Here is a 9,855-nt window from a genome sequence, read left to right as displayed (position 1 = left end):
TACTTACGAGATGTAATCCTGAGCCTCTTGCACCTCAAAAAGTGGCCGGTGTTGCGCTCGGTTAGAAAGTTCTCGGCTAATCCCTATCCTCTACTCAAGCTAATCCGAGGGTTGTGATAAAAGCCTGCTGCCACAGCCGGTGCGTAAAATGCCGAGCATTGTTGAGACTTCAAGACTCAGAACCTTTCACCCACCCCCAGGCTGTCCCATCGCCCACCCTATACTTCTTTGCCAGGCTGTGAATGGAAGCCCCGGTCTGGCGGTACTCCTCCACCAGCAGAGCCCGTATCGCCACCTTCCCTCCCGGCCCCGGCTTTTTGCGGGGAAGAAGGTAGGCTACCTTGCCCTGAATACCCCGATTGCACTGCACACGCCTGCATCTGCGGCTGGTTCGGCGACCCGGAGAAACCCTGTAGCTGCACGCCTACCCAGCGCAATTGCTACGTGAACCGCATCTCCGGCCCCCTGCTTGACCGCTTCGACCTGGTGGTGGAGGTGCCAAGGCTCACCCCAGTCGAACTCTCCCGCGCACCGGAAGGGGAGCCCACCGCCTCGGCGAGAGAACGGGTGCTTGCAGCCAGGGAGCGGATGAAGTCCCGCCAGGGCAAACTGAACAGCGAACTCTTTGGCCGCGAATTGCGGCGACACACGGTGCTCTCTCCCTCTTCCGAGGCCCTGCTGCAAGCCGCCACCCAACGATTGGCCCTCAGCGCAAGGCGCTACGACCGCATCCTGCGGGTGGCAGGTACCATCGCCGACCTCGCGGGGGCGGAGCACATCCAGGAGGCTCACCTGACCGAGGCGCTGACGTATCGAAGGAGCCTGTCCTAACGCACAACCCGCACCTCAACCCCTGCGTCCAGGTTGCTCCAGGCGCTGTCGGTGGTGATGGCGGGCAATCCCAGCCGCTGGGCCAGTGCCAGACAGACCCGATCTCCCAGGGATAGCCCCTGGGTTTTGGTCAGGGGTCGCAGCGCGGCCACCCGCAGGACGTCCTCGGGGCCGAAGGGCACCACCTCTAATACACCCCCCAGCAAACCCTGATGCACCAGGGCCTGCTCGAGCAGGCGCACGTCCTGGCCCCACTCAGCCACCTTGCTGTAGACCTCGGCCAGATTGACGGCGCTGATAAAACCGCCCCCAATCATCTGTTTGGCAACTGCCTCGGCCCCCGCCTCCTGGTTGAGGTAGGCCAGCAGGGCCGAGGCATCCAGCACCACGCTCATTCCTGCAGGGCCTCCCTGCGCCGTTCCTGGATCAGCTCTTGAGCCAGGGTTTTCCCCTTCAGGGCGGGATAGAGGCGCTGCAAGAGACCCTTATTCCCCATGACAACTTCCTGCGCCTTGACCAGCTCGATTACCCCATCGTCCCGCAGCCGCAACAGCAGGCGATCCCCCTCCTGCAGCTGCAGAATCCTGCGCACCCCGGCGGGTAGCACCAGGCGGCCCTTGACCCCAAGCTGTACAGCTTGCTGAACCACGGGGTGTTTCATATCTCAATCGTACCACGATTTGAAATGTTCCCCTTTACGGACATTGACCCTGGCAGACCTCGCTTTCCTGTTTTTGCAGCAGCCGGAGAGCAAAATATGGCTCACGCCACCCTCAACACCGTACCTACTTCCCTACTTCGCTAAGTTTGGCGGCGTATAACAGGCAGGCCTGCCAACACTTCGATAGGACTTAAACTCGAGGGAGTAGGGTAGAAGGAGCCAGGGAGTATAATCCGCCGCCTCTATTTCATCCTGAACAGTTTCGGCTCGGCCAGACCAATAGAAGCACCCAACCCATTGGTTTTGGCCAGACTGTCCGGAGAGCCAGTGTACCTATTTCCGCCCGTTTCGCGGCTCCCGACCAGGGTGTAACTGCCCTGGGGTGCGGTTCCACTCGCCTAAGTGCTTGAGCAGGATGGGCACCGCCACGCCAAAGCCAAACCACAGATAGCTGAGACTACCCCCAACGGCACTCGAGGCCACCGGAAAGGCCAGCGCCGCCAGCACCACGCTCCGGTAGGGGTTGCGGGTCAGCAGGTAGGCCAGCCCAAATGCTCCGCCCGCCGTCGCCAGAAGCCAGGGGTTGATGGCAAAAAGGGCCCCTAGGGCGGGGGCAATGCCCTTGCCGCCGTGCCCCAGCAGCCACACCGAATAGCAATGCCCCAGCACGGCCAGGGCGCCCCCCAGCAGCCCGCCAGCGGGGTCGCGCACCAGAAACTCGCCCAGTGCGACCGCCATCAGGCCCTTGGTCACGTCCAGGGTCATCACCATCAGACCGGGTACAGGGCCCAGCACCCGCCAGGCGTTGGTGCCCCCCACGTTGCCCGAGCCCTCGGCGAGCAGGTTTTTGTTTTGCAGGACGCCAAACCAGTAAGCAAAGGGCAGCGAGCCAAACAGATAACCCGCCAGGGCCGCGTACACCCATTCCATACCGCACAGGCTACCAAATGACCCGGCCCAGCGCTCTGGCCGGCCTTGCTTTTATCGCGCTCTTGACCGGGCGTGGTTGCCCGGATGAGCAGCCATGGTTCTGCCCCAGACAAAGCTTTTTGGAAGTCGGGCGGCTTCAAATATGCGAGAGCGCTCTAGCGTGCGGGCTGGGCGGGGCTTTGCAGGCTCCGCAAGTCGAGCAGGAAGTTGCCGGTGGTAGGTACCATGATGGTGTTGATGTTGGGGGCCAGCTTTTCGGCCACGGTGAGTTGAATGACCTGGGGGCTTTGCCGCAGGGCTTCGCCGCGCAGCCGGATGGCCTGGGCCTCACCCTCGGCCCGCAAAATGGCAGCGTCGCGTTCGCCCTTGGCCTGTACCACGGCCCGCTGGGCAGCAATTTCGGCCTGCTGGCGGCGGTTGACCTCGACCTGTACCTGTTGCTCGGCGGTTTGCTTTTCCTCGATCACCTTTGCCACCGAGGGTGGGATGTCAATCCGGCGCAAGAGCACCGAGACCAGTTCGATGTGCTGGGCGCCCAGGTCTTCGCGCAGTTCCTTGGTCACGGCGGCCTCGAGCTGGGTTCGCTGCGTACTGATCAGCTCGGCAGCGTTAAACAGGCCCACTGCGTCGCGCACCTTGCTACGGATTTGGGGGGTGATGAGGGTCTCGAGGTAGCCCGGCCCCAGGTTGCGGTGAAGCTGGGCGGCCTCATCTCGCTTGATTCGATACTGTACCGTTACATCTACACCGATATCCAACCCTTCCTTGCTGCGAGCGTTGATGGCGTCCTCCCCGGGGGTGGTAGCGCCCGCAGGCGCTGGCCCTTTGGCCAGAGTGACTTCTTTCAGGCGGGCATCGTACAGAATTACGCTTTGAATGCCCGGTATCACAATACGAAAACCCTCTCCCAGCGGGGTGGGCTGTACCCCGCCAAACACGTTGAACACCACCCCCACATGGCCTGCCGGAACCACCACAAAGCTCTGTGAGATGGCCGCCATGGCCAGGCCCACCAGCAAAAGCGGCACGCCCAGCGCCCGCCGCCCGCCTGGTTGTGCCAGCAAGAAGATGCCCAGGATAGCCACAACGATGCCCAAGAGTAAAAACATAACTCACCTCACTCCTTTCACCCTACGCTACCAGTATCAGGGATGGCCGCCTCCTGCAAAAGCTGTAGAACAGGCTCTTATCATTTGCATGAACGTACTGGCTGCCACCCCTCATCCCACCAACACCTGGCTGCCATCAGCAGAGTTCTATTCGGCAAAAGGGGAACCAAGCTAACCGGCGGAGTTGCCGCCCTCTTCGGGGGAGGAGGGAAGGGTGGATAAAGCCTGATCCGAAAAAAAGCCGCAAGAGGTTGCTTGCGGCGGGGTATTTAGATGTGGGGACGCTCAGTCGGCAGCCGCGCTGCAAGTGCCGGTGGCGCAGCTCGAGGTTTCCTTGGCCGAGGATGAGGGTGTGGAGGAAGCTTTGGAGTCTTTGATGTACCAACCCGAGCCTTTGAAGACCACTGCCGGGGCAAAGATCAGGCGCTTGATGGGGGCGCCGGTCTCGGGGTGATGGGTGTAGGCCGGGTCGCTAAAGCGTTGTTCGAACTCGTACTGTTCGCCGGTCTCGAGGTTCTGGTAAACGTATTTGGGCATAGCTGACTCCTGTGGGACAAATTTGTCTTGAGGGGTCACCTCCCTCAGCCAAGCATTTTGACAAACACCCCCTGCGACTGTCAATCGAGTTTATTCATGACCCCCATAACTTTTTCGGACGGTAGGCCCCCACGTGGAATACTGGTGGGCATGAACAAGGCCGAACTCCGAAGCTGGGCCAAGCAGGTGCGCAAGGGGCTGCCGGTAGCGCAGTTATCGAAGCAGTTGGTGCAACACCTGGCTTGCTTCCTGGCCCCGCATCAGGCCCGGCACATCCTGCTCTACAGTGCCTTTGGCACCGAGCTTGACCCTGCCGACCTGCAAAACCTTCACCCTGCTACCTACTACCTACCCCGGGCCCGCACCTACGCCCTCGAGGTGCATCCCCTGCCCTGCCGGTTGGTGAAGCACAAGTACGGTTTCTGGGAGCCTGCCCCCGAGACCCCCAGGGTAGAGCCTGCTGTCCTGGATGCCGTGCTGGTGCCGGGGCTGGCCTTCGACCCCTGGGGCCACCGGTTGGGCTATGGACAGGGTTTCTACGACCGCTTCCTGGCCCAGCTACCGCCCCGCACGCTCACCATCGGTCTGGTAGCCGATGCCTTGCTCGTGCCCGAACTCCCCCACGACCCCTGGGATGTGCCGGTGCAGTTCCTGGCTACCGAGCAGGGGGTGCGGGCCGCGTTGCAGCGGCTGTGATGCAGGCAGTGTTGCAAAATGTCGCAGGCCAGATCATCTTTAGGAGGTGGGGGGTGGGGAGTGGGGGTAGGTGTTCTCCTACCACCCACCCCCATCCCGTACGTCACCGAAAATTGGCCACACGCCATAAGTTTGGCATCAAGCACCGCGCTCAAGGAACCGCCAGATACCAGGGGGCGGGGTTGGTGGGAATGCCACGCACGCGGATTTCGAAGTGCAGGTGGGGGCCGTTGGAAAGGCCGGTGTTGCCGGAGTAGCCGATCAGGTCGCCGGCCTTGACGCTCTGGCCGGGCCGCACGGCGATGCGCGAAAGGTGCCAGAAACCGCTGCACACCCCCAGGCCGTGGTCGAGCGTAACCGCACCCCCCCGCACGAAGAGCGTTTCGGCCAGGCCCACCACGCCGGGGGCCGGGGCATAGACCGGGGTTCCCTCCGGTACGCCGTAGTCGAGCCCCTCGTGGTAGGAGTAGGTGCGCCCCTGGTCGTAACTGCGGCGGGTGCCGAAGGGGTCGGTAATGCGGTTGGTCTGGATGGGCTTCTGGAAGGGGCCCTGCCACTGCTGGGGGCGGTTGAAGTTGCACGAACCGACCACCCTCAGCCGCTCGGCCCGGAGCTTATCGGGCACCAGGAGTGCCCGGCGTTCGGGGGGGAGTTGCAGCACAAACCGGCCAAAGGTTCCGGCCACAACGCGAACCTCGAGGCGCACCTCTGCGCTGCCCACCCGCAGCAGGGCCGGGTAGAGGCCTGGGGCTTGCAGGGCCGGAACCGGCAGCAAAACGCGGTTTTGCTGAATGGGGTAGGTGCCGTTCAGGAAACGTACCTCGCCCTCTACCGGCTCGGGGGCGGTTATCCGCACCACCGCCAGATGGCCCTGCACGGTCTGGCGGGGCCATTCGAGGGCCTCGATGGGGGAGGGGGCCTGGGTCAGCCGGTAGAGGCTCAGGCTGGGCTGCCCACTCACGCGCAACACCTGCCCTACCCGGAGCTGGGTGGGGTCGCTGATGTGGTTGAGCACCTGCAGGGCTTCCACCGTGGTGTTGTACTGCTTGGCGATGCGGTAAAGGGTCTCGCCGGGTTGGACGGTGTGGGTGTGCTGGGCCCATGCAAAGGCGCAAAGGGTCAGGAGTGCGAATAGCCAGCCGCGCATGGGGTCAGTGTAACAGCATAGGGTCTAGGGTCGAGCGTTGAGGGAAGCACGCGGTTTCACATCTCTGGCTATCGCTATCCGCAAACCTCAAAAGCAGTCGTGGTCGGGCCAGTGCTGCACGGCCTGGGTGGCGTTTTCCAGGCTCCGCCGTAGTTCGGTAATAAAGCTCCAGTCGTTCCAGGGGCGGCTGTTGAAGAGGGCCGCCAGCGCTACCCCGTTCGGCAGGCGCAACAGCAGGGTGCGGCTTCCGGCAAAGGCCCCGTCGTGGCTCCACTCGAGCTGCTCGGGCGGCAAGGAGAGCACCAGGGGAGGTTTGGCCGGGGGGTTGCGGGGGTCGCTGCTGCCCTGGCCGGCGGTTCCGCCGGGCGGTTGGGCCTGGGCCTGGGGCTGGGGTACCCGCACCCCCCAGCCCAGGGCGTAGTAGCGGGCGGTTTTTTCGTACTGGGGCAGCCGGGGCCGTTGCAGCATCTCGTGCAGGGCTTCGCGGGAGAGGAGGGGCGGCCCGCGCCAGCCTTCCAACGCCACCACCAGGCGCACCAGGTCGGGGGCCGAGGCCACCAGGCCGCCGTTTGCGGTGTGGGCCTCGAGGTAAAACTCGCCGTAGGGCCGGTTGACCAGGGTGCCGTCTATCACCGATCTGACCAGCGGAGCCCCCGGAAAATCGTGGTAGCGCACCTCGCCTTTGAGGCGGTCTTGCAGGCGGGTTTTGCCGGCTCGCACGCTGTAGATGCCCAGCGGTCGCAGCATGGTTTGCACGTAGGCTTCGTAGGGCTGGCCGCTGATTTTTTCGATGACCTGCCCCAGCACGGCATAGCCCAGGTTGGAGTAGGCCGAGCGGCTGCCGGGGGCAAACTGGAGCTTGCGGCTCATCATGAAGGCGATTAACTCCCGGCTGCTCAGGCGCTCGGGCCGCTGCATGGCCCTGGCAATATCGCTCAGGGTGGGGCGGAACATGGGGTCGCCCGCCCAGCCCCGGTGCCAGCCCCCCGAGTGCTGCAAGAGGTCGCGCAGGGTGATGCTCCTGAGGCGGGGGTCGGCCAGCCGGCCCCCATAGGGCGGGATACTGATAAAGCTAAAGGCCTTTTCGTTCAGAAAGCTGTTCAGGTCAGGGTAGACCCCCTGGAAGACCAGGCGCTCGCCAAGGTGCAGTACGGCCACTGCCGTGATGGGCTTGCTGAGGCTGGCCAGCCGAAAAAGCGCGTCGGGCTGCACCGGTTCTCTGGTTCGCACATCGGCCAAGCCGTAGCCCCGCGAAAGCACCAGCCGCCCGTCCTTGGCCACGGCCAGGGCCGCACCGGGAATCTGGTAGCGCTCCAGGAGCCGTTGCATCACCCGGTCGTAGGCCTCGAGGCTGGCTGCGCTGTAGCCGGTGATGGGGCGGCTGGGTAGGCCGGTGGGGGCCGGGGGTATGCAGAGGGTCTGGGCCAGGGCCCACCCCGTCAGGGCGAAAAGGCCCAGGAGGGTTGCGAGGCGGTGCTGCATGGGGCTTGCTCCAGGGGTTTAGGGTTCAAGGGGGGGCTCGAGGGTCTCCTCCAGCACCACCAGCCAGTAGGGCAGGGTGCGCTGGATCAGATCCCAGAGAACCTCGTCCTGAATGCCAAAGTGCAGGCGGCTTACCAGGTCGGGCAAGTCCAGGATGCTGCGCCAGTCGAGTTCGGTCAGTTCCTCGCGCACGCTTTTGTGCAGGGTGGCGGCAGTTACGCCGAGCTGGTGCAGGTTGTGGCGCACGGCATCCTGGGTGCGTCCATCGGCGGCAAACTCGGCAAACTCCATGCCGGCGGTGTAATCCAGGATGCGCTGGGCGGCCTGTTGCATCTGCTCGAGGTGCACCCGCTTCAGCAGGTGGGGGTTGGGGATATCGGGGCCGCGCATAATATCTCAGACCAGTTGCAGCGCATCGGCCTCGATATGCGGGCGCAGGTGGGCGGGCACTTTTTTGGCGCTGACCAGGTCTACCTTGTTGCCCAGCATATCTTCCAGCTCGTGTTTGAGGCCGATGTAGTGTTCGAAGGTGGGCTGCTCCAGGCGCACCAGAAAATCCACATCGCTCTTTGGGCCTGCCTCGTCGCGGGCGGTGGAGCCAAACAAATACAGGCTTTTGATCTGATAACGTTTGGTCAGGCCCGGCAGGCGCTCTTCCAGAATGGCCAGCACGCTTCCCCTGCGCATGCGACCATAGTACAGTCTGCTCGGGTATGTCAGTCTCGACCCACTCGAGCCCCATCGAATGGGGTTAAATAAGCGCATGAAAATCTACACCAAAACCGGCGACGCGGGCGAGACCGGCCTCTACGGGGCCGACCGGGTGGGCAAGGATCACCCCCGGGTGGAGGCCTACGGCACCGTGGACGAGGCCAACAGCGCCATTGGCCTGGCCCGCGCGGCCCTGCCCGCCGCCCATGCCGACCTCCAGGCCGACCTCGAGTACCTCCAGAACGCCCTCTTCGACTTAGGGGCCGACCTCGCCACCCGCAAGGGCGGCCCCTACGAGCGCAACCTGGCCCGTATGGACGCCTCCGATGTGGAGAAGCTCGAGGCCCTGATTGACCGCTACCAGGAGGAGGCCCCGCCCTTCACCGGCTTCATCCACCCCGGCGGCCACCCGGCCTCGGCGGCCCTGCACCTGGCCCGCACCATCGCCCGCCGGGCCGAGCGCCGCGTGGTCGAGCTGATGCGAACCGAAGAGGTCAACCCCGAGGCCCTGCGTTACCTCAACCGGCTCTCCGACCTGCTCTTCACGCTGGCTCGAGTGGTCAACCAGCGCGAAGGGTTCTCCGAAGAGAAGTGGTTGGTCAAGAAACGCCGATAGACGATAGCCCATAGCTGATAGCCGTTCGCTACTCGGTTATCCTCAATTCAGTATGCGTCTCGTCAGCCTGACCTGCTCCAATACCGAGATTGTCTGGGCCCTGGGTTGCCTGGACAGGCTGGTGGGGGTGGACAACAACTCCGACTTTCCCGCCCAGGTCAGGGGGCTTCCCAGGGTGGGGCCCGACTTACAGATAGACCTGAACCAGGTAGAGGCCCTAAAGCCCGACCTGGTGCTGGCCAGCCTGAGCGTGCCGGGGATGGAGCGGGTGGTGGAGGGGCTGGAAAAGCGAGCGATACCCCACCTGGTGCTCGACCCCCAGACCTTGCAGGACGTCTACGCCGACATCGAGCAGGTGGCCCGGTGGCTGGGGGTTGAGCAGCAGGGCCAGCATGTGGTGCGGGCCATGCAGCAGCAGATTGCCCAGGCCAGGGGCACCCTGCCGCACTGGGTGCGGCCCCCCCGGTTGATGGTAGAGTGGTGGCCGAAGCCCATGATTGCCGCCGGACGGGATAGCTGGGTCACCCAGATGCTGGCGGCGCTGGGGGCCCAAAACGCCTTTGCCCACCTGCCGGTGCGCTCCCGGCCCCTGACCCCTGCCGAGGTGGAGGAAGCGCAGCCGGACGCGATTGTGGTCTCCTGGTGCGGCGCCAAAAAGCTGCGCCCGGAGGTGGTGCTGGGCCGCGAGCTGGACATTCCCGCCCTGCGGCACCGGCAGGTGTTTGCCCTCGAGGAGGCCTACCTGGGCCGTCCGGGGCCGCGCCTGGCCGAGGGCGTGAAAAGGCTGGCCGAACTCTTGCGAAACGTGCCGGTTTGGCAGCACGGAAAAAGGCCATGACCCCCCTGAAAGTGGTTACCTTCTGGGTGCGGCCCAAGGGCGAGGAACCCCTGCCCGAGGCCCGGGCTTTGCTCGAGGGCCTGCTGGGTATCTTTTACGAGGCCTTTCCCGAATACGCAAGTACCCTGGTGTTCAGCCAGTCTTTGCGCCCACCCCGCTATGTGTTTGTCTACGTGAGCCAGGGTTGTGCGGGGTTGCTCCCCTCTGCAGGCCGGTTCTTGCAGGGGCTTTTGCAGCAGGCTTTTCCCCAGGGCGAGGTGCGGCCTTATGGGCGGGTCTGGCCGGAAGAGCCGTAGG

General features: G+C 64.1%; 14 protein-coding genes. 5 read left to right on the top strand and 9 right to left on the bottom strand.

Annotated features, from left to right (window positions below):
• The first annotated feature begins 228 nt into the window (after positions 1-228).
• Positions 229-831 carry an ATP-binding protein gene (locus J3L12_RS05805; RefSeq protein WP_243454974.1) on the top strand — a complete coding sequence of 201 codons (603 nt, stop codon included), beginning with the start codon at positions 229-231 and terminating at the stop codon, positions 829-831.
• On the opposite strand, the gene J3L12_RS05800 is transcribed toward J3L12_RS05805, so the two are convergent.
• From J3L12_RS05800 to J3L12_RS05780, 5 genes are all read right to left on the bottom strand, one after another.
• Positions 828-1,226: a type II toxin-antitoxin system VapC family toxin gene (locus J3L12_RS05800; RefSeq protein ID WP_208014098.1), complete on the bottom strand. Its 399-nt coding sequence runs from the start codon at positions 1,224-1,226 to the stop codon at positions 828-830. The genes J3L12_RS05805 and J3L12_RS05800 overlap by 4 nt on opposite strands.
• On the bottom strand, positions 1,223-1,492 hold the full coding sequence (locus J3L12_RS05795) for an AbrB/MazE/SpoVT family DNA-binding domain-containing protein (RefSeq protein ID WP_208014097.1): 270 nt from the start codon (positions 1,490-1,492) through the stop codon (positions 1,223-1,225). The genes J3L12_RS05800 and J3L12_RS05795 overlap by 4 nt, the downstream gene beginning before the upstream one ends.
• 333 nt (positions 1,493-1,825) lie before the next feature.
• The gene (locus J3L12_RS05790) at positions 1,826-2,422 is read right to left on the bottom strand and encodes a glycerol-3-phosphate acyltransferase (protein WP_208014096.1); all 597 of its coding nucleotides are present in this window, start codon (positions 2,420-2,422) and stop codon (positions 1,826-1,828) included.
• A gap of 155 nt (positions 2,423-2,577) precedes the next feature.
• A complete protein-coding gene (locus J3L12_RS05785) occupies positions 2,578-3,531 on the bottom strand; it encodes a prohibitin family protein (RefSeq protein ID WP_208014095.1) in 954 nt (317 codons plus the stop codon).
• A 285-nt stretch (positions 3,532-3,816) separates the two neighbouring features.
• A complete protein-coding gene (locus J3L12_RS05780; RefSeq protein ID WP_208014094.1) occupies positions 3,817-4,068 on the bottom strand; it encodes an FmdB family transcriptional regulator in 252 nt (83 codons plus the stop codon).
• Between the two features lie 150 nt (positions 4,069-4,218).
• Here J3L12_RS05780 and J3L12_RS05775 point away from each other — a divergent pair, with 150 nt between their 5' ends.
• Positions 4,219-4,764, top strand: a complete 546-nt coding sequence (locus J3L12_RS05775; RefSeq protein WP_208014093.1) for a 5-formyltetrahydrofolate cyclo-ligase — start codon at positions 4,219-4,221, stop codon at positions 4,762-4,764.
• Positions 4,765-4,915: 151 nt separating this feature from the next.
• Here the strand turns inward: J3L12_RS05775 and J3L12_RS05770 are convergent, their stop codons facing one another.
• From J3L12_RS05770 to J3L12_RS05755, 4 genes are all read right to left on the bottom strand, one after another.
• Complete coding sequence (locus J3L12_RS05770; RefSeq protein ID WP_208014092.1) at positions 4,916-5,911, bottom strand: M23 family metallopeptidase; 996 nt, start codon at positions 5,909-5,911, stop codon at positions 4,916-4,918.
• An 87-nt stretch (positions 5,912-5,998) separates the two neighbouring features.
• On the bottom strand, positions 5,999-7,393 hold the full coding sequence (locus tag J3L12_RS05765; protein ID WP_208014091.1) for a serine hydrolase domain-containing protein: 1,395 nt from the start codon (positions 7,391-7,393) through the stop codon (positions 5,999-6,001).
• A gap of 18 nt (positions 7,394-7,411) precedes the next feature.
• Positions 7,412-7,783: a HepT-like ribonuclease domain-containing protein gene (locus J3L12_RS05760; RefSeq protein WP_208014090.1), complete on the bottom strand. Its 372-nt coding sequence runs from the start codon at positions 7,781-7,783 to the stop codon at positions 7,412-7,414.
• A 6-nt stretch (positions 7,784-7,789) separates the two neighbouring features.
• A complete protein-coding gene (locus tag J3L12_RS05755) occupies positions 7,790-8,080 on the bottom strand; it encodes a nucleotidyltransferase family protein (protein WP_208014089.1) in 291 nt (96 codons plus the stop codon).
• Positions 8,081-8,156: 76 nt separating this feature from the next.
• Between J3L12_RS05755 and J3L12_RS05750 the strand changes: the two genes are divergently transcribed.
• From J3L12_RS05750 to J3L12_RS05740, 3 genes are read left to right on the top strand one after another with little or no spacing between them, the layout of a single operon-like run.
• Positions 8,157-8,720 (top strand): cob(I)yrinic acid a,c-diamide adenosyltransferase, encoded by a 564-nt coding sequence (locus J3L12_RS05750; RefSeq protein ID WP_208014088.1) that lies wholly within the window; start codon positions 8,157-8,159, stop codon positions 8,718-8,720.
• Between the two features lie 52 nt (positions 8,721-8,772).
• Positions 8,773-9,558 carry a cobalamin-binding protein gene (locus tag J3L12_RS05745; protein WP_208014087.1) on the top strand — a complete coding sequence of 262 codons (786 nt, stop codon included), beginning with the start codon at positions 8,773-8,775 and terminating at the stop codon, positions 9,556-9,558.
• A complete protein-coding gene (locus J3L12_RS05740; RefSeq protein WP_208014086.1) occupies positions 9,555-9,854 on the top strand; it encodes a hypothetical protein in 300 nt (99 codons plus the stop codon). Before J3L12_RS05745 ends, J3L12_RS05740 begins: the two co-directional genes overlap by 4 nt.
• The last annotated feature ends 1 nt before the right edge of the window (position 9,855 follow it).

This window comes from Meiothermus sp. CFH 77666 (assembly GCF_017497985.1).
Classification (GTDB): domain Bacteria; phylum Deinococcota; class Deinococci; order Deinococcales; family Thermaceae; genus Meiothermus.
This window is presented reverse-complemented; position numbering and strand designations above follow the sequence as displayed.